At 55.0% G+C, this 18292-nt stretch carries 16 protein-coding genes; 10 read left to right on the top strand and 6 right to left on the bottom strand.

The window, feature by feature from the left end:
* The first annotated feature begins 113 nt into the window (after positions 1–113).
* Together IDSA_RS09380 and IDSA_RS09375 are read left to right on the top strand one after the other, a co-directional pair.
* Entirely contained in the window at positions 114–1445 is a 1332-nt protein-coding gene (locus tag IDSA_RS09380) for a peptidoglycan DD-metalloendopeptidase family protein (protein WP_034776299.1), read from the top strand.
* A complete protein-coding gene (locus IDSA_RS09375) occupies positions 1445–2575 on the top strand; it encodes an anhydro-N-acetylmuramic acid kinase (RefSeq protein ID WP_034776298.1) in 1131 nt (376 codons plus the stop codon). Before IDSA_RS09380 ends, IDSA_RS09375 begins: the two co-directional genes overlap by 1 nt.
* Here the strand turns inward: IDSA_RS09375 and pepQ are convergent.
* The 3 genes from pepQ to IDSA_RS09360 all read right to left on the bottom strand — a co-directional run bounded on the left by pepQ (position 2572) and on the right by IDSA_RS09360 (position 5093).
* Positions 2572–3891, bottom strand: a complete 1320-nt coding sequence (gene pepQ / locus IDSA_RS09370) for a Xaa-Pro dipeptidase (protein WP_034776296.1) — start codon at positions 3889–3891, stop codon at positions 2572–2574. The genes IDSA_RS09375 and pepQ overlap by 4 nt on opposite strands.
* 62 nt (positions 3892–3953) lie before the next feature.
* Positions 3954–4301, bottom strand: coding sequence for an iron-sulfur cluster insertion protein ErpA (gene erpA / locus IDSA_RS09365; RefSeq protein WP_034776295.1), 348 nt, complete (start codon positions 4299–4301; stop codon positions 3954–3956).
* A 57-nt stretch (positions 4302–4358) separates the two neighbouring features.
* The gene (locus IDSA_RS09360) at positions 4359–5093 is read right to left on the bottom strand and encodes a DUF6776 family protein (RefSeq protein WP_051986214.1); all 735 of its coding nucleotides are present in this window, start codon (positions 5091–5093) and stop codon (positions 4359–4361) included.
* Positions 5094–5185: 92 nt separating this feature from the next.
* On the opposite strand from IDSA_RS09360, the gene hemJ reads away from it, so the two are divergent.
* From hemJ to hemL, 3 genes are all read left to right on the top strand, one after another.
* Positions 5186–5614, top strand: a complete 429-nt coding sequence (gene hemJ, locus IDSA_RS09355) for a protoporphyrinogen oxidase HemJ (RefSeq protein WP_034776294.1) — start codon at positions 5186–5188, stop codon at positions 5612–5614.
* An 80-nt stretch (positions 5615–5694) separates the two neighbouring features.
* Complete coding sequence (locus tag IDSA_RS09350) at positions 5695–6708, top strand: aspartate carbamoyltransferase (protein ID WP_034776293.1); 1014 nt, start codon at positions 5695–5697, stop codon at positions 6706–6708.
* Between the two features lie 23 nt (positions 6709–6731).
* Positions 6732–8024: a glutamate-1-semialdehyde 2,1-aminomutase gene (gene hemL, locus IDSA_RS09345; protein WP_034776292.1), complete on the top strand. Its 1293-nt coding sequence runs from the start codon at positions 6732–6734 to the stop codon at positions 8022–8024.
* Positions 8025–8026: 2 nt separating this feature from the next.
* Here hemL and mrcB read toward each other — a convergent pair whose 3' ends face one another.
* From mrcB to pepB, 3 genes are read right to left on the bottom strand one after another with little or no spacing between them, the layout of a single operon-like run.
* A complete protein-coding gene (mrcB, locus tag IDSA_RS09340) occupies positions 8027–10300 on the bottom strand; it encodes a penicillin-binding protein 1B (protein WP_034776291.1) in 2274 nt (757 codons plus the stop codon).
* Positions 10297–12747, bottom strand: a complete 2451-nt coding sequence (hrpB, locus tag IDSA_RS09335) for an ATP-dependent helicase HrpB (protein ID WP_034776290.1) — start codon at positions 12745–12747, stop codon at positions 10297–10299. The genes mrcB and hrpB overlap by 4 nt, the downstream gene beginning before the upstream one ends.
* Positions 12748–12757: 10 nt before the next feature.
* On the bottom strand, positions 12758–14068 hold the full coding sequence (gene pepB, locus IDSA_RS09330) for an aminopeptidase PepB (protein ID WP_034776289.1): 1311 nt from the start codon (positions 14066–14068) through the stop codon (positions 12758–12760).
* A gap of 71 nt (positions 14069–14139) precedes the next feature.
* On the opposite strand from pepB, the gene sfsA reads away from it, so the two are divergent.
* From sfsA to folK, 5 genes are all read left to right on the top strand, one after another.
* Positions 14140–14859, top strand: a complete 720-nt coding sequence (gene sfsA, locus IDSA_RS09325; RefSeq protein WP_034776287.1) for a DNA/RNA nuclease SfsA — start codon at positions 14140–14142, stop codon at positions 14857–14859.
* 90 nt (positions 14860–14949) lie between these two features.
* On the top strand, positions 14950–15402 hold the full coding sequence (gene dksA, locus IDSA_RS09320; protein WP_034776286.1) for an RNA polymerase-binding protein DksA: 453 nt from the start codon (positions 14950–14952) through the stop codon (positions 15400–15402).
* Between the two features lies 1 nt (position 15403).
* The gene (gluQRS, locus tag IDSA_RS09315) at positions 15404–16264 is read left to right on the top strand and encodes a tRNA glutamyl-Q(34) synthetase GluQRS (RefSeq protein ID WP_034776284.1); all 861 of its coding nucleotides are present in this window, start codon (positions 15404–15406) and stop codon (positions 16262–16264) included.
* A 112-nt stretch (positions 16265–16376) separates the two neighbouring features.
* Positions 16377–17765, top strand: a complete 1389-nt coding sequence (gene pcnB / locus IDSA_RS09310) for a polynucleotide adenylyltransferase PcnB (protein ID WP_051986213.1) — start codon at positions 16377–16379, stop codon at positions 17763–17765.
* Between the two features lie 6 nt (positions 17766–17771).
* A complete protein-coding gene (gene folK, locus IDSA_RS09305) occupies positions 17772–18263 on the top strand; it encodes a 2-amino-4-hydroxy-6-hydroxymethyldihydropteridine diphosphokinase (protein WP_034776282.1) in 492 nt (163 codons plus the stop codon).
* The last annotated feature ends 29 nt before the right edge of the window (positions 18264–18292 follow it).

Below are 18292 nucleotides of genomic sequence, written 5' to 3'. Positions count from 1 at the left end.
TTATCCTGGGGTTTTAAGCGTAAATAAAGGTAAAGCGACTGGAAAAACGTGGTGCTTCGTATTATTCTGCCGTAAGTTTAAACAATTATTGTGCGCTAAGCGGCTGGAATAATATGAAACAAATTCCACAATTACTGACGAAAACTGTTGCCCGGCTCCCTCGCCGGCATCAGGTGTTGCTGAGCAGTGTCTGTGCAGCGACCCTGGTATTGCTGTTGCTGCCATCCGAGCCAGCCACTGCATCCCGACACAGTGAAGCACCTCAGTTACAAGGCGAACAACTGATCCTTGGCCAGCGCTACCAGCTGGAACTGGAACTTGCCGAACAGCAGGCAGCTGCAGCGGCGAAGATCAGCGAACCTGAAGTTCGCTGGAGCGGTTATCAGATCCGCAGCGGCGACAGCCTGGCACGGATCTTCGATAAAATGGGTTTTAGCCCGCAAGAACTATACAAAGTAACCCGCGATAAGCAGAGCGATAAGCTACTGCGCAAAATTCATCCGGGCGATACTCTGCGCTTTGCTCAGGATACTGACGGTGAGCTGGTTCAGTTAGCTTATCAGTTGAATACCACTGACACCCTGATCATCACCAAAAGCGCCGATGGTTATGTCAGCGAAATTGAACAGAAAGCGGTCGAGACCCGTCCCGCATTTGCGTTCGCTGAAATTAAAACCAGTTTCTGGAATGCCGGTATTGATGCTGGTCTGACCGAACAACAGATTATGAGTATTGCCGATATGTTCGGCTGGGACATCGACTTTGCATTAGATTTACGCGAAGGCGACGAGTTCAGTATCTTATTCGAGAAGAAATACGCTGACGGTGAGTTTATCGGTTATGGCCGTATTCTGGCCGCCGAGTTCGTTAACCGCGGCAACTATTTCCAGGCCATTCTGAACGACGATGACCGTTATTACACCGCTGATGGCCGGGCCATGCGCAAGTCATTCCTGCGCTCGCCGGTTAAGTTTACCTATATCAGTTCAAGCTTTAACCCGCGCCGTCTGCATCCGGTTACCGGTCAGGTGCGCGCCCATAACGGCATTGATTACGCCGCCAGCGTCGGCACCCCGGTGATGTCGTCCGGCGACGGTAAAGTCATTGCCAGCGCCTATAACAACCTGAATGGTCACTATGTGTTCATCCAGCATGGTGAGCGCTACGTCACCAAATACCTGCACCTGAGTAAACGGCTGGTTAAAAATGGCCAGCGCGTCAAACAGGGCGAAACCATTGGCCGGGTTGGTGCTACTGGCCGGGTAACTGGTGCCCATCTGCATTATGAATTCCTGGTCGACGGCGTGCACCGCAATCCACGCACCGTTGAACTACCTAAAGCCGAGTCACTAGCGAAAGCTGAGTTACCGCGCTTTAAAGACCTCGCAGCCCAACGCCTGGCCGTCATTAACGATAACAAGCGTGTTTATCTGGCCATGCGCTGATGAACGGTGAGTTATTCATCGGCTTAATGTCGGGAACCAGCATGGATGGTATTGATGCCGTGCTGGTGAAGGTTCCCGCTGATGATAGCTCCCTGCAGTTACTCGCCCATCGCCACCAAAGCTTCCCATCTGAACTTTCCCGACAGCTGCACGACCTGTGCCGCGCGCGCCATGACGATCTGCATCACTGGGCCATTGCTGATCAGCAGTTTGCCCGGCTATGCGCCGACTTGGTGAACCGCTTGCTGGCTGACCAGGGGCTGGCTGCCGATGCCATTCGCGCCATTGGGAGCCATGGCCAGACGGTGCGTCACCAACCTGATGCCAGCCCTGCTTATACCCTGCAACTGGGCGATCCGAACCGGCTGGCGACGCTAACCGGGATTGCCGTGGTTGCCGACTTTCGCCGCAAAGATATTGCTCTCGGTGGCCAGGGCGCGCCCCTGGTGCCGGCTTTCCATCACGCATTATTTGCCAGCCCTGAGGCGCCGCGAGCGGTGCTTAACCTGGGCGGAATTGCGAATGTCACCTGGCTGCCCGGCGATAGAGAGAGTGTGCTTGGCTTTGATACCGGGCCCGCGAATACCCTGCTTGATCAGTGGTACCAGCGCTGCTATCCCGACAGCTTGTCAGACTATGACACCAATGGTGAGCTGGCCAGCCTGGGCCGGGTTGATGCCAGGATACTGGAAACCTTACTTAGCGATCCCTATTTCCACCGTCCACCGCCGAAAAGCACGGGACGCGACGCTTTTAACCTGAACTGGCTGGCACAGCAGCTGGGCGACCTCGATCAGTTTGATGCTGCCGATATGCAGGCAACTTTAGTGGAGTTGACCGCCGAGTCTGTCAGCCGGGCGCTGAAAGACTGGCTACCCGCACGGCCGGGGACGGTTTATGTGGCTGGCGGGGGGGCCTTTAACCCGGTGTTGATGCAGGCACTGACCCGCAATTTGCCCGAGTGCCACTGGCACTCAACCCAAAAGCTGGGAATTCACCCGCAGCATGTGGAAGCTATGGCCTTTGCCTGGCTGGCCCAGCGCTATCTGCAACGCCTGCCAGGCAACCTGCCTGCAGTTACCGGCGCCAGCCGGTCGGCAGTATTAGGTGGACTTTACCTGCCCGACTAGTTTTTCAGCTTTTCAAAAGCATCGCGGGTCAGGTTTTCATTGTTGCCGTTTTCGCCAACAACAATGCTATCTTCTATGCGGACGCCGCCATAAGGACGAAGTTCGGCGATACGATCCCAGTTGAAATCTTTATTGCCCGAAAAGTCTTCCAGCAACTGATCAACCACGTAAAGCCCGGGCTCAATAGTAAAGACTTGCCCTGCTTCAACCGGACGCAGCAAGCGCAGGAACGGATGGCGAACATCGCGATCGTAGCTATCGCCGCGATCATTGCGCAGATAGCCACCCACATCATGCACCTGCAAACCAATAAAATGCCCCAGGCCATGCGGGAAAAATGCACTGCTGTAACCTTGCTCATAAATACTTTCGGCGCTGCCTTCGACAAAGCCAAAGCGCGATAAAATAGCCGAAATTTTCAGATGCTGTGAAACATGCAGTTCGTAGTAGTCCCGGCCCGGTTTGATTTCCTTAAGCAGATCTTGCTGGGCTTCATCAACCGCATCGATCAGATCCTGGAAGAAGCCTTTTTCGTCGCGCGCGTAGGTACGGGTAATATCCGCACAATAGCCACGGTAGGTCGCGCCAGCGTCAATTAAGAACGAACGCGCCGGGTCGGCTGGTGCTTCGGTATCGTAAATATCATAATGCAGGATAGCGCCATGGTCATTAAGGGCCACTATGCTGTTGTATGGCACCTCAGATTCACGGAAATTGATAGCACGCAGATAGGCCTGGTGAATTTCCAGTTCACTGGCACCGGCAAAGAATGCCGCACGGGCAGCAAGGTGCGCTTTGGCGGCACGCTCATTGGCAACGCGCAGATTCTGTACTTCCCAGTCGGTTTTTATAGCGCGATGGAAGTGCAGATGATCAAGCAGCGCTTGTGGATTCCACGCTTTAACCGGCCAGCTGGCAACCGGCTCGGCAAAATCTTCACCGAGCAGCGCCGCGTCCTTCAGTTTATCACCAAGGTGGCTCTCAATTTTTTTCTGGTCGTCAACGATCACCAGCTCAACGTAATCCTGCCATTCTTCCTTCGGCACCTGGGCCTGGGCATGCCAGAAATCCCGCGGCTGGAACAGAAATACCACCGGCTTCTGACCAGGCTGATAAAACAAAGCGCTTTTCGGGCTTTGGGTTACCGGGATCCAGTATTTAAACAGCGGATTTACACGATACGGATAGGGGTTATCGTCGAGAAAAGCTAATCGGGGTTGGCCGGCATAAACCAGCACAGAATCAAAATTGGAAGCCTCAAGTGCCGCGTCAAAACGCGCTCTGACCGTGGCTATATGGTCCGCATATGCGCTCATAAAAAACCTCGCCTGTAGAATGTAGCAACAGTCTACCCGAAAGCGAGGCTATTCTCACCTGGTTAAACGGAGAAGCTGGCCCCACAACCACAGGTGGTTGAGGCATTGGGATTATCTATAAAGAAGCGCGCGCCTTGCAGGCCTTCTTCGTAGTTTACGGTACCGCCGACCAGGTATTGCAGGCTCATCGGGTCGACCACCAGGGTGACGCCGCTTTTTTCAATTTCCATGTCACCGGGATTCACTTTTTCATCAAAAGTAAAGCCGTATTGAAAGCCTGAGCAGCCACCACCGGTTACATAAACCCGCAGTTTCAGCTCGGGGTTCTCTTCTTCGGCAATCAGTGTTTTTACTTTATTGGCGGCCGCATCGGTAAACTGGATGGGCATAGGTTGCGCTGCTGCAGTCATGATTTCGTAGTACCTCTGAAATATCTGGTGCTATTTTCGCTTACCTGACTAAAAGGGTCAAGTATTGTCGCGGCCCGGGCTACGTTTCACCGATAATAGCTGGTTCCAGTAGAAGCTGCGGGTAAGGGTCTGCCGGTCGCTACCGCTCAATTCCACTTCTACATCAATGCGTTCCGGCAAAAAGCCTGCGGGCAACACAAAGTCGCCGGCATGCACAGTAAAGTAACGCATACTGAAATTACGGTCTTTGTCTTCAATATTAGCCAAATCCTGCAGGTCAAAATAAGTCACTGAACCATCTAATCGCCCGCGTAGCTGCAAGGATACCTTGCCCTTGGTCAGATTGCGCTGCCGTTCAGTCTGCACGATAGCCAGGCGGAAGTGATAATGATCGGCATTGCGGTTCTGTTGCAGCTCCAGCGAATCAATAACCACTCCATCGGCTTCGAGTTCCGGCGCCATGATTTTCTGGTAAAAAGTCAGTTCGCGACGCAGCGCAAAGTTTTCATCCTGCGCCATCAGTAGCTCCTGCTGCAGGCTTTTGCTTGCGGCTTTTTCAATTCCCAGCTCAACTTTTGCCATATGCTGTTGATAATCAAACTGTTCTGTTTGATCATAGAGCTCAGCAATCTGTTGCTCAAGAGCTTCAACGTCGTTCTGCAGGCTAAATACATGCCAGTTACCAAGCAAGTAACCCAGCAGCGCGCCAACTACCAGCAAGCCGGCAAGCACTACTGCCTGCGCCGCGCGGTTCAGGTTCGCTAAGTCAGGGATTTTTTGCTTCTCATTCATGGCAACACTTCTTATGATGGAACGGCGTCATGCTACGCAGGCGGACATCAGTTCGCAACCGAAATATCAGCCACCCGCATGGGAACGAAATTATGGACATCTTATGGTACAAAGCCCTGCACTTAATTTTCATGGTGGCCTGGTTCGCCGGCATCTTTTACCTGCCGCGCCTGTTCGTTTATCACGCCCAGACCGATGTGCCGGAAGTTGACCGGCAGTTTAAGCTGATGGAGCGACGGCTGCTCTATTTTATCACGCCCTTTGCCATTCTGACGCTGATTTTTGGACTGTTACTGATCTATAGTTACGGTATGGCCTGGTTTAAATATAGTGGCTGGATGCATGCCAAGCTGGTTATCGTAGCCGGCCTTTATCTGTATCACGGCTACTGCTTTAAATTGCTGGCCGACTTCAGGCACAATCGCAACCGCCGTAGCCATAAGTTTTACCGGGTATTTAACGAAGTGCCGGTACTGGCGCTGGCGGCGATCATTATTCTGGCGGTACTGAAGCCCTTTTAACGCGCCGAAGCGTTCTTTTTACAGGCTATTTCTGCTAGAGTATCCGTCCAGTGTTTCCCTCACTGTAAGGTTTGTTGAACATGAATTTCACCGGAAAGAATATCCTCTCAGTCGACCAATTTGATCGCCATAGTATCGAGCAAATTTTTGAGATTGCTGATCGGATGTTGCCCTATGCCCGGCGCCAGAAGAGAACTCGCGTACTGGACGGAGCCATTCTCGGAAACCTGTTTTTTGAAGCCTCTACCCGTACCCGAATTAGTTTTGGCACAGCATTCAACCTGCTGGGCGGTGAAGTCCGTGAAACCACGGGGATGGAAAGTTCGGCCCTGGCCAAAGGCGAGTCGCTGTACGATACCGCCCGGGTGCTAAGTAGCTACAGTGATATCATCGCCATGCGCCATCCCAAATCCGGCTCGGTGGCCGAATTTGCCGAAGGCAGCCGGGTACCGGTTATCAACGGTGGCGACGGGGCCAACGAACACCCCACCCAGGCGTTGCTGGATTTGTACACCATTAAAAAAGAACTGGCCTATCATGGTCACGACATCGATGGCATGCATATCTGTATGATGGGCGACCTCAAGTTTGGCCGTACGGTGCACTCACTGTCGCGCCTGTTGTCGATGTACAAGAATATCCGGTTTACCCTGATTGCACCCCATGAACTAGCGATGCCCGATAGTATCCTTAATGTAATTGAACAAGCGGGACATCAGGTAACCATCACCGATCAGGTCATTGGTATTTCTGATGCCGATATCGTTTACCAGACCCGTATCCAGCAGGAACGTTTTACCAGCCCGCAGGAAGCCAACCAGTACCGCGGCAAGTTCCGCTTAAACAGTGAAATCTACACCAAGCACTACAAACCCAATACCGTCATTATGCACCCGTTGCCGCGCGATTCCCGCGCCGAAGCCAATGAATTGGATAACGATCTGAACCAAAACCCGAATTTGGCCATATTCCGTCAGGCAGATAACGGCGTACTGATTCGTATGGCCTTATTTGCACTTACCCTCGGCGTCACTGATCAGGTTGATCGCCATGAGTGTGAGGTCAACTGGTACAGCGATAAGCGCAACGTGTAATTAGCTAACTAACGAGGAATTCAATGTCCCGCTCAGAAGAATTATTTGCCCAGGCACAGCACAGCATTCCAGGTGGCGTAAACTCACCGGTCCGCGCCTTTAACGGCGTTGGCGGCTCACCTATTTTCATCGAGCGCGCCGATGGCGCTTATATGTACGACGCTGACGGTACCCGCTATATCGATTATGTTGGCTCCTGGGGGCCGATGATTCTGGGGCATAACCACCCGGCCATTCGCAACGCGACCTTAAAAGCAGTTGAGCGCGGCCTGAGTTTTGGCACCCCGACCGAAATTGAAATCACTATGGCTGAAAAAATCAAAGCGATGGTGCCATCAATTGAAAAAGTACGGATGGTTAACTCGGGTACCGAGGCAACCATGACGGCCATTCGTCTGGCCCGCGGTTATACCGGCCGCGATAAGATCCTGAAGTTCGAAGGCTGTTACCACGGCCATGCTGACGCACTGCTGGTTAAAGCCGGTTCTGGTGCGCTGACTCTGGGTGTACCAAATTCACCGGGCATCCCGGAAGACTTTGCCAAACATACCCTGACAGTGACCTTTAACGATCTGGATTCAGTACGGGACATCTTCGCCCAGTTCGGCGATCAGATTGCCACCATTATTGTCGAGCCGGTTGCCGGGAATATGAACTGTATACCACCTGCTGCCGGCTTTCTGGAAGGTCTGCGCAGCATTTGTGACGACTACGGCAGTGTCTTGATTTTTGATGAAGTCATGACCGGTTTCCGGGTGGCCCGCGGCGGCGCTCAGGAACATTATGGTGTAACCCCGGACCTGACCACTTTAGGCAAAGTTATCGGCGGCGGTATGCCGGTCGGGGCTTTTGGCGGCAAGCGTGAGATTATGGACTTTATCGCCCCGGTGGGTCCGGTTTATCAGGCGGGTACCTTATCGGGCAACCCCGTTGCTATGGCCGCTGGTCTGGCCGCGCTGACAGAATTAGCGGATCCGGAGCTTTACCGCAACCTGACAGCGAAGGTAACTAAGTTGGTGGACGGTATGCAGCAGCTCGCCGATACCGCTGGTATCCCGTTCACCACCAACCGTGCTGGCTCCATGTTTGGCTTTTTCTTTACCGGAGCGAGCGAAGTAACCAGCTACCAGCAAGCCACGCAGTGCAACATGGAACACTTTAAAGCCTTCTATCACAGCATGCTGAGACAGGGCGTTTATCTGGCGCCATCGGCATTTGAGGCTGGCTTTATGTCCGCTGCACACAGCGACGCTGATATCGACGCCACCCTTGCTGCCGCAGAACAGGCATTCAGCGAGCTAAAAGCACTGAAATAAACTTAAAATATCCGGCGCCACCAGGATTTTTCCCTGGGTTCGCCGGAACAACTCATATCTTCCGTTAATTGCTGCGGCGGAGCCGGTAACAGGCGGGCTTCGCTACAGTCTTCAGGAATTGCCACGCCGGTCACCGGATGAAAGGCCTGCAACTGCAGGCTAGCCGGCATCACTCGTTGCATAGGTCTGATTCCCGTCGTCGCCAGAATCTCGCTCACCACATGCAGCGCACCACTACTGCCGGTTAATCCTATTGGCTGATTATCATCGCGCCCCAGCCAACTGGTAATAACCTGCTGTCCGTCGAATACCACAAACCAGCTGTCGCGGTAATCATTGGTCGTGCCGCTCTTGCCAGCCAACACATCCTTGCCAAAGCGAGCACCCAGGGCCTTGCCGGTGCCTTCGTTAACCACGCCCTGTAAGCCCGTCGTCACCAGATAGGCGGCATCACGGGCAAAAACCTGATGCGCCGCTGGCTGTGGCCGTTCGTACAACGACAGCCCCTGATGATTAGTGACTGCTTTAACCGCCTGCAGTGGCCGGTACTGCCCCTGGCTTGCCAGCGTACTGTAGAGTTCGGTAACCGTCAGTGGCGATACCGCCATCGCGCCGAGAGTCAGTGACGGATAAGCGGCGATTGGGGTGCTGACGCCGGCCTGCTGCAGGCGCTCGACCAGTACCGGCAGGCCAATATCCATTCCCAGCCGCACCGCCGGTACGTTGCGTGACTGCGCCAGGGCATCATAGAGCAACATCGACCCTTTAAAGGTATTGTCGAAATTCTTAGGTTCCCAGATTTGATTATCTGGCCCTGCCAGTTTCACCGGATCATCCGCTATCGGCGTGGCAAGGTTATAGGTTGCCGGCGACTCAAGGGCGATGCCGTAAATAAACGGCTTAATCAGCGAACCGACCGGGCGAATCGCATCGCGGGCGCGATTAAAACCGGCCCGGTGCGGTTGCCTATCTCCAACCAGAGCCGTGATACCGGCTTGTTGGTGATCACTGATCACTACCGCGCCTTGTAATAGTGGGTCTTTACTTACCCGTTCAATCTGCCCCGCCAGACTCTGCTCAGCGGCGCGCTGGGCGATCGGATCCAGATAGGTGAAGACGCGGAGCCCCTCACGTTGCCAGTTCATTGGTAGGTACAGCTGAGTGAGTTCCTGCTTCACCAGCTCGAGATAATGCGCCAGTTGTTGTGTACCGCGGCCACTTTCGGGCGAATGAGTTAACGGCTGTTCAAGGGCCACCAGGTAACCGTCCCTGCTTATCAGATCCTGAGAGAACATCAGTTGCAGAATCATATCGCGGCGCTGCTGCGCCCGTTCCGGATAGCGCCGCGGGTTATAGTAAGAAGGCCCTTTGATTACGGCAATAAGCAATGCGATTTCAGCCGCTTCAAGTTCCTGTACCTGCTTGCCAAAATAGTGGCGGCTGGCCAGCCCGACCCCATGAATCGCTGCCCCGCCATCCTGCCCGAAGTAAACCTCATTCAGGTAAGTCTCAAGGATCTCGTTTTTGCTGAAACGATAATCAATGATCAGCGCCATAAGGGCTTCATTTGCTTTGCGCCACAGTGTCTGGTCACGGGTCAGATACAGGTTTTTCACTAACTGCTGGGTGAGCGTGCTGCCGCCCTGCACTGTCTTCATAGCCGCCAGGTTAGCCAGCGCCGCACGCCCAATCGAACTGACCGATACGCCGGAGTGGTGGTAGAAATCCTGATCTTCAATCAGTAGCAGGGTTTCGATCAGCAGATTAGGAACCCGTTCCAGACCCACCAACAACCGATCTTCGTTGTTGCCACCGGTGATGCGACCAAGATAGGGCGCTTCCAGTGAAAACCGGTTTAGTTCACGACCATCCGGCAAACTCAGCACTCGTGCGATGCCGTCAGCACCACTAAACTCTACTTTTACGGCTTGCGCCATCCGGGGGCCATCCGGGAAATCAAAGGGCCGGCGGTACAGCGCCAGACTATTGCCCTGGCGCAGATACTGCCCTGAGTCGGTCAGTCGCATGACCGGTCGGTAATTGAGTCGCTGCAGTTCCGCTTCCACCGTCGCCAGCGATAACGAGGCGCCCGGGTACAGTTCCATTGCGCGCGCATAGACCAAGGCTGGCGCCTGATAACGCTCGGTACTGAAGCGTTTGGTCAGGGCGCTGTCCAGATAGATAGTATAAAGACCGACCACAACGACCAGCAGCAGAGCCAGCTTCATAGCAGTCCAGAATAAATAACGGAACACCGCTGCACGCTTCCGGGTCATCGCAATTGTCTCTTGGTTTTATGGGTTGCCTGGGCCGCAATCGGGTCATCAGGCCATGGATGCTTAGGATACCGCCCTTTCATCTCTTTTTTTACTTGTTGATAGGCATTTTGCCAAAAACTTGCTAAATCGCTGGTGCGTTGCAATAACCGACCAGCTGGTGAGAGCAGATCGAGGGTCAGGGTCACCCGGTTGAAACAAATTTGCGGCGACACTGGCTCGCCGAACACTTCCTGCAGTTTTACTGCCACCGTGGGCTTGGCTTCCAGGTAGTTAATGTGGTGCTCGCGCCCACCGGGCGCCCGCCAGTGGGTGGGACATTGTTGGTCAAGCAACTGTTGTTGCTGGTAGGTCAACCGACTCCTGAGCGCGGTTAGTGGCTGCCACTGTTGCAGTTCTTTGAGGGTTTTTATCGCCGTCCAGTACGGGGCAGCCCAGTCAGCAAGGGAACTGAGCAGAGCGCTGTCAGAAAAGTCCGGCACTTGCGCTGCGCCGCTGTCGGGCTGACAAGCCGCTAGCAAGCGTACCCGCGCCAGCCATTGCAGCACCTGCTCGTTCCAGTTTAACTGCGCCAGACCGTGCTCCTGAACTCTGGCGACCAATGCGGCCAGCCTTTGCTCAGCGGTGATCGCTGCCGACTGGATTTGCCGATCAAGTACAATAGCACCCAACCTGCGTACCCGAGCTGATTCCAGCCGCTGCTGCGGCCCGCTCCAGGTTATTTCGGTATCACTGGCCACAGCCAGCGCCGGATGGTCCAGGTCCGACTCAGGCAGCGCCAGCGCCGTGCGAATAATTGCATCTGAGTGGTGTTCGCTGAAGTAAACATCCAGCACCAGCAACCACTCGCGGCGCGGCAGGGCATCGTCTCTATGGATTTCTGCGCCACCACCATAGGCGAGCAAGTAGCGGTCACTGCTGCCCCGCCGGCGCGCCACCCGGTCCGGGAAACCCCATAACAGGGCATGAGAGGCCACTTCCGAGACACCCGCTTTTGCTGCTGCGCTATCAACCTGCAAAGCACGCAGCCACTGCCGGTAACGCTCCCGCGTGAGACCAGATAGCCGCTCTGGCGGCAGCGGAAACGCACCTGTTGCGGGCTGACGATCTTCAAGTTGCGCCACCAGCGAAGCAACCTGCGCCCGGACGGCCGCCGGCTGGTCACTGGCCCAGGCCAGCACCCGTGCCAGTCGCGGCTCGGTGCCATACTGAGTCAGTTGCTGGCCAACGGCGGTCAGTTGCCCCTGGACAGTACAGGCACCAAGCATCCTTAACAGGTTTTCGGCGGCCTGCAGGTGAGCGGTATTGGGCGGGGTAAGAAACCGCAGCTGTTCCGGTTCGCTGCCCCAACGCCGGCATTCCAGTAACAGGCCGGCAAGATCAGCCGTATCCAGTTCAGCCGGATTATAATCCGCCAGACCATGTTCATCGTTTTCACCCCACAGGCGGTAGCAGCGACCAGGCCGCAGTCGCCCGGCGCGGCCCATCCGCTGCGTCGCCGAGGCGCGGCTGATGCGGCGGGTCAGTAGTCGGGTAACGCCATGCTGCGGATAAAACTGCGCCTGCCGCTCACGCCCGCTATCCACCACCACATCGATACCGGGAATCGTCAGGCTGGTTTCGGCGATGTTGGTAGCCAGCACAATGCGCTTACGGCCCTGCTGTGGGGCTGAAAGCACCTGCTGTTGCTGCCGCACCGGCACCTGCCCGTGCAGAATAAAGATATCGGTATCCGTCAAGTCACCGAGTTGCTCTGCAGTGCGATGAATTTCGCGTTGCCCGGGCAGAAATACCAGCACACCCAATTCTGCTGCACGCCAGGCTTCGCGAATTACCACTGGCAGGTGCTGCAGCCAGTTGCTGCCAGCAGGCGGCGGCCGGTGCGCCACGGATACCGGAAACTGCCGCCCGGCGCTGATCAATACTTCAGCATTGCCCAGCCAGTCGGCAATCACCTGCGCCGGAATCGTTGCCGACATGATAAGAACCGCTAAATCAGGCCGCAGCGGTAGCGCTTCCTGCAACATTGCCAGCCCCAGATCGCTGGCCAGGTTACGTTCATGAAACTCATCAAAAATGACCAGCCCGATGCCATTGAGTTCAGGATCCTGCTGCAGATATTGGGTGAAGATGCCTTCGGTAACGACAATCAGACGGGTGGTTTTGCTGATTTTCTGGTCACCCCGGATATGGTAACCAACAGTTGCACCAGCCTGCTCACCGAGCTGGCTGGCTAGGAAGTTAGCAATTGAGATGGCAGCCAGGCGCCGGGGCTGCAACAAGATGATTTTTTGCTGCTGCCAGGCATCGGCTTGTAGCAGGGCGAGCGGCAGCGCCGTTGATTTACCGGCACCGGGCGGTGCCTCAAGCACCATCCGGCCGCCAGGTAATCGCGCTATAACATCAGGAATCAGCGCCGTTACCGGCAGCTCGGCTGTACCGCTCATCAGGTCTTCTTCAGAGTGAGTAGTGCTCTTGCAGTAAGTTCGCCGCTATCGTACGGAAACCCAGCGCGGTGGCTCCGGTCGGCACCAGGGCGGTGGCACTGCCGTGGTAAGCGCCGGCGAGGTCAAAGTGCAACCAGTTCTCGCCGTTATTCGGTGCGAAGCGCAACAGGAACCCGGCGGCGTTACTGGCGCCACCGGTACCACCGCCTTTTTGCGGGCGGCTGTTCGCTGTATCAGCGAAGGCCGATGGGCAATTGTCCTGGTGCCAGTTTTGCAGCGGCAGACGCCAGAGCAACTCATTGTGTTGTGCGGCGGTGCCCAGGGTGGCCTCGGCCAGCTTGTCATCCAGGCCAAACAAAGCATTATATTCGTTGCCCACAGCCGCCTGGGCGGCGCCGGTCAGGGTCGCGGCATCGATAATCATCTTAGCGCCGATTTCGCCAGCGTAGAGTAGACCGTCTGCCAGCACCAGCCGCCCTTCGGCATCGGTATTGACCACTTCGACCGTCATGCCGTTCTTGTATTTGATCACGTCGCCCAGCTTAAAGGCGCTGCCATCAACCAGGTTTTCGGCACAGCATAAAATCAGCTTCACGCGTTTTTTCAGCCCGCGCTGAATCGCATAAGCCAGCGCGCCAGCTAAAGTCGCTGCACCGCCCATGTCGCATTTCATCGACAGCATGCCTTCGCTGGATTTCAGGCTGTACCCGCCGCTGTCAAAAGTAATACCTTTACCTACCAGGGCCACATCGACGGGCGCATTGTCGTCGCCGGTCGGATTGTAATCCAACGCCAGCAACAGCGGTGGTCGCTTGCTCGCCCGGCCGACAGCATGAATACCGGCCCAGCCTTCCGCTAACAGCTCGTCACCTTTAATGACTTTAGCCGAAACATGCTCAGGGGCCAGCTCAGTTAATTTGTCCGTCACCCGTTTGGCCAGCGATTCAGGATAAATAGCTTCGGGCCCCAGGTTGATCAGTTCACGGGTCCAGGCTGCAGTGCTGCGTAGCAGATTGAGGTGGTTGGCCGATTCGACATCATCAGCCCAGGTGATCGAATTTTTGGTCTGGGTATCAGTGAAACCTTTGCTGAAAGCCCACTGGCGCTCTATATCCCAGTCTTTACCAGCCAGCTTGACCGACTTAACGCCCATATTATCCAGCTGACGACCGGCCTTCTGAATTTTGCGCAAGCTGTCAGCTTCGTTGTCGCGCAGATAAATAGTGGCACCTTTTTCGCCAAGGATTGCGGCCGCGCTTGCCTTCCAGGCACTCAGTTCAGGTTTGTCTGCTGATAAAAACACAGATAATGCGGTAGACATAGTAGACTGCTCCCAGTATGTTTTTGCGGGTTTATATAGTTATATCCTAGCTGAGCTACATGGGGCTTACAATGCGCTTTCACAACCCGCTGCAGCCGGCCCGGTTGCAGCAACGCTATAAACGCTTTCTTGCGGACGTTGATTTTCCCGACGCCCCGACGGCGCCACTAACCATACATTGCCCCAATACGGGGGCCATGACCGGCTGTGCTGAGCCCGGCATACGCGTGTGGATGAGCGACTCGGACAACCCCAAACGCAAGTACCGGTATACCTGGGAATTAGCCGAAACCAGCAATGGCGAGACCATCTGTGTGAATACTCAGCGCGCCAATACAGTTGCCGGCGAGGCTTTGCAGTCCGGTCTGATTAGCGAAATAGGTCCGTTGCGGGAGTTAAAAGCCGAAGTGGGTTACGGTTATGACAAAAGGCGCATCGACTGGTTTGGCCTTGATCAACAACAGCGCGAAACCTATATCGAGGTCAAGAGCGTGACGCTGGCTACCGGAGCGCAGGGCTTTTTTCCTGACACCGTCAGCGTCAGAGCCAGACAACACCTGTTGAGCCTTATTGATATGGTTAACGAAGGGCACCGTGGCATCGTGCTTTATGTAGTGTTTCATACCGGTATCAAACAGGTCGCCGCTGCCGCACATATTGACCCTGTCTATGCCCAAACCTGCGCTCTGGCGACCGCAGCGGGGGTCGAGTTTTACGCCCTGCATTGCAGAATAACACCACAGGCTATTGAAGCGATTGGCAGCCTGCCAGTTGCAAATGACGAAATGTAATAAATAAATTGCGCGGGTTAAGGGATTCTGGTATATGTACCGCCCTTTTTGAAAATTGTCTTTAAAATGTCCCGTACAGGAGATGTATAAATGCCTCAAGGAACGCCGAAAAAGAGCCATGGCATTCTGGCGCAAGCAGGCTTAGAGCCCTACCAGGAAAAGGCGGGCGAAGAGTATATGAGCGCGGAACAGCGCAACCATTTCCGGAAAATTCTGGAAGTGTGGCGTGCGCAGTTGCGTGAAGAAGTTGACCGCACCGTCCATCACATGAAAGACGAAGCGGCAAACTTTCCTGATCCGGTCGATCGTGCCGCCCAGGAAGAAGAGTTCAGCCTGGAATTACGCACGCGGGATCGTGAGCGCAAACTCATTAAGAAAATTGAGAAGACGCTGCATAAAATTGAAGCCGATGATTTTGGTTTCTGTGATTCTTGCGGAATCGAAATCGGTATTCGCCGGCTGGAAGCGCGGCCGACTGCTGATCAGTGCGTCGACTGCAAAACCCTGGCTGAAATCAAAGAGAAGCAAATGACGGGCGCTTAATTTGGCCTCATCGTCAGCTTCATCACTTCCCTATCGTGGACGCTTTGCCCCGACCCCGTCGGGGCCACTTCATTTCGGATCGCTGATCGCCGCTGTTGCCAGCTACCTTGATGCCCGGGCGCATCAGGGCGCATGGCTGGTACGTATCGAAGATATCGATTCGCCCCGCGCTGTGGCCGGTGCCGATGTTATTATTCTACAGCAACTGCGTGACCATGGTTTTAGCTGGGACGATGACATTCTGTACCAGAGCCAGCGACATGAGCGGTATCAGCAGGCGCTGGATCAACTAACCGCAAGCAATCTGACCTACCGCTGCACCTGTTCACGTAAACAGATTAAAGCCAGGGGCCCTTATTACACTGGTGTCTGTCGCCAGCGTCAGCGGCGTACTGAAGACAGCTCCATACGCTTCCTGAATAATCAGCCGGTACTTGAATTCGACGACGCCCTGATGGGTCGCCAGGACATCGAAGCGCCTTTTGCCAGCGAAGATTTTGTGCTCTATCGCCGCGATAAACTCTATACTTATCAATTAGCAGTGGTCATTGATGATATTGATCAGGGCATTACCGATATCGTCCGCGGCGCTGATTTACTGACCGCCAGCAGCTGGCAAATTAATTTATGGCGCCAGTTTACCGAGCGCTTGCCGCGCTTTGCCCACGTGACTCTGGCTCTCGACGCTAATGGTAACAAGCTTAGTAAACAGAACCATGCGCCGGCGCTGCAGGCAGATCAGGTGCGCGAACAGTTGCAGGCGGCGTTCAGATTTCTTGGCTTGCCTGAGGTGCCATCAGCAAGCCCGGTGCAGATGCTTGAGGCTGCGACCGAGCATTGGGCAGCGACGCATCTTCCCTGAAGCTGCGCAGCAGGATACAATAGCGCAGCAGAGCATTTATTTAACAACGATGATGAAACTTAACACCACTATTTAGTGCGGGGAAATTACTATTATTAAGCGTATCAAGGCCATGGCCGATCGCATGCTGAACCGACAGCCGGCAGCTGCCGAATTACCGGCCAATATTCTAAGTGAACCGGTTATTATCCCCCGGGACAGTCACCCGATTTCCCGTAAGCAGATCCCCGAACACGCTCTGAAAGTACTCTATCGTCTGCATAATTCTGGCTATGACGCTTATCTGGTCGGCGGTTGTGTGCGCGACATGTTGTTGGATATCGAGCCTAAAGATTTCGACGTGGCGACCAATGCCAGTCCCGAGCAGGTGCGCGGCTTGTTCCGCAATTGCCGGCTGGTCGGCCGCCGGTTCCGTCTCGCCCATGTGGTATTTGGCCGGGAAGTCATTGAAGTGGCTACTTTCCGCGGCCACCATGAAGTTAGCGCTGATGAGCAAACCGACAAAGTATCCAGACAAGATAAAGAAGGTATGCTCACGCGGGACAACGTTTACGGCTCTATTGAAGAAGACGCCCAGCGCCGCGACTTCACCATCAATGCGCTCTACTACAATATCGCTGACTTCAGCATCTATGACTTTGCCAACGGCATGCAGGATATCGAAGCTGGCGTGATCCGGATGATCGGCGATGCGGAAACCCGCTACCGTGAAGATCCGGTTCGTATGCTGCGCGCCGTGCGTTTTGCCACCAAATTGAATATGCGTTTGGATAAATCCGTATCCGGCCCTGTTAAAGAGCTAGCGAGCCTGCTACAGAATATACCCGCTGCCCGCTTATTCGAAGAGTCACTGAAACTGTTCGCCGCCGGCAAGGGCGTAGCAAACTTTGAAATGCTTAGTGAATACAATCTGTTCCAGCAATTATTCCCCCAGCTTAAAAGCTATCTGAAGGCGCCGGATGAGGCCCCCTACCAGATGATTCGCCAGACTTTTGCGGATACCGACCTGCGCATCCGTAATGATCAGCGCATCACCCCTGCGTACTTGTTTGCCGCCCTGCTCTGGTGGCCATTGCAGGCACGCATGGAGCAGCTGAAGCTGGAGGGCGGACTGTCGGATATGGACGCGATGAACCTGGCCGCCGCCGACGTGCTGGGGAAACAGGTACAAAGCATTGCAGTACCAAAACGCTTCACCATTCCCGCCCGTGAAATCTGGCAGATGCAGCAACGCATGGAGCGTGCTAAAGGTAAGCGTGTACAGACGCTATTGACGCACCCGCGCTTCCGGGCTGCTTATGACTTTCTGCTATTACGGGCAAAAACCGCGACTCCGTCCGAGCGCCCGCATCTTGAAAAACAGGCCGACTACTGGACCCGTCAGCAGCGCGGTGTAGAGATCCCTTCCGCCGCTGACCAGGCCCGGAGCGATGAAGCTCCGGCCAAGCGCCGTGGCCGCCGCGGTGGCCGTCGCCGCCGTAAACCACAGCAATCTGAATAAGCCGTCATGCCCGCGGTTTATATTGGTATGGGCGCCAACCTTGGCGACCCTTTACTGACACTCCGGGAAGCCGCAAGGGTGCTCGGGCAGCACCCCGACCTGCATCAGGCTCGTTGCTCATCCTTTTATAGCAGCCGCCCCATGGGTCCAGCCGATCAACCTGATTATATCAATGCTGTACTGGCAGCTGAAACCTGCCTGTCCCCGCACGATTTACTCGACTTATTGCAGCAAACCGAGCAACTGTTCGGCCGCGTAAGGCTCCGCCACTGGGGCGAGCGCACCCTTGATCTCGACCTGTTGCTCTATGCCGACGAGATTATCCGCACCGAGCGCTTAAGCGTTCCGCACCCAGGCCTGACCGAGCGCGACTTTGTGATATTGCCGCTGGCTGAGCTGGAGCCCGACCTGAAACTCCCCGATGGGCAGTCGCTGGCGGCGCTGTCGGAGGCTCTCAGAGCCGCACCCAGCCCTCATGACCTGCAGAAAATTACCTGATACAATCAGGCAGATACAAGGTGCATATA

It is taken from the genome of Pseudidiomarina salinarum, assembly GCF_000753715.1.
Taxonomy (GTDB): Bacteria; Pseudomonadota; Gammaproteobacteria; order Enterobacterales; family Alteromonadaceae; genus Pseudidiomarina; species Pseudidiomarina salinarum.
The sequence above is the reverse complement of the archived record's forward strand: the minus strand, read 5'-3'. Positions and strand labels throughout refer to the sequence as shown.

Coding starts and splice junctions, on each gene's coding strand:
- folK (WP_034776282.1), top strand. CDS start 17,772: ATGCCCGCGGTTTATATTGGTATGGGCGCCAACCTTGGCGACCCTTTA.
- mrcB (WP_034776291.1), bottom strand. CDS start 10,300: ATGACCCGGAAGCGTGCAGCGGTGTTCCGTTATTTATTCTGGACTGCT.
- hemJ (WP_034776294.1), top strand. CDS start 5,186: ATGGACATCTTATGGTACAAAGCCCTGCACTTAATTTTCATGGTGGCC.
- hemL (WP_034776292.1), top strand. CDS start 6,732: ATGTCCCGCTCAGAAGAATTATTTGCCCAGGCACAGCACAGCATTCCA.
- pepB (WP_034776289.1), bottom strand. CDS start 14,068: ATGTCTACCGCATTATCTGTGTTTTTATCAGCAGACAAACCTGAACTG.
- IDSA_RS09380 (WP_034776299.1), top strand. CDS start 114: ATGAAACAAATTCCACAATTACTGACGAAAACTGTTGCCCGGCTCCCT.
- erpA (WP_034776295.1), bottom strand. CDS start 4,301: ATGACTGCAGCAGCGCAACCTATGCCCATCCAGTTTACCGATGCGGCC.
- dksA (WP_034776286.1), top strand. CDS start 14,950: ATGCCTCAAGGAACGCCGAAAAAGAGCCATGGCATTCTGGCGCAAGCA.
- IDSA_RS09360 (WP_051986214.1), bottom strand. CDS start 5,093: ATGAATGAGAAGCAAAAAATCCCTGACTTAGCGAACCTGAACCGCGCG.
- sfsA (WP_034776287.1), top strand. CDS start 14,140: ATGCGCTTTCACAACCCGCTGCAGCCGGCCCGGTTGCAGCAACGCTAT.
- IDSA_RS09375 (WP_034776298.1), top strand. CDS start 1,445: ATGAACGGTGAGTTATTCATCGGCTTAATGTCGGGAACCAGCATGGAT.
- pcnB (WP_051986213.1), top strand. CDS start 16,377: ATGGCCGATCGCATGCTGAACCGACAGCCGGCAGCTGCCGAATTACCG.
- pepQ (WP_034776296.1), bottom strand. CDS start 3,891: ATGAGCGCATATGCGGACCATATAGCCACGGTCAGAGCGCGTTTTGAC.
- IDSA_RS09350 (WP_034776293.1), top strand. CDS start 5,695: ATGAATTTCACCGGAAAGAATATCCTCTCAGTCGACCAATTTGATCGC.
- hrpB (WP_034776290.1), bottom strand. CDS start 12,747: ATGAGCGGTACAGCCGAGCTGCCGGTAACGGCGCTGATTCCTGATGTT.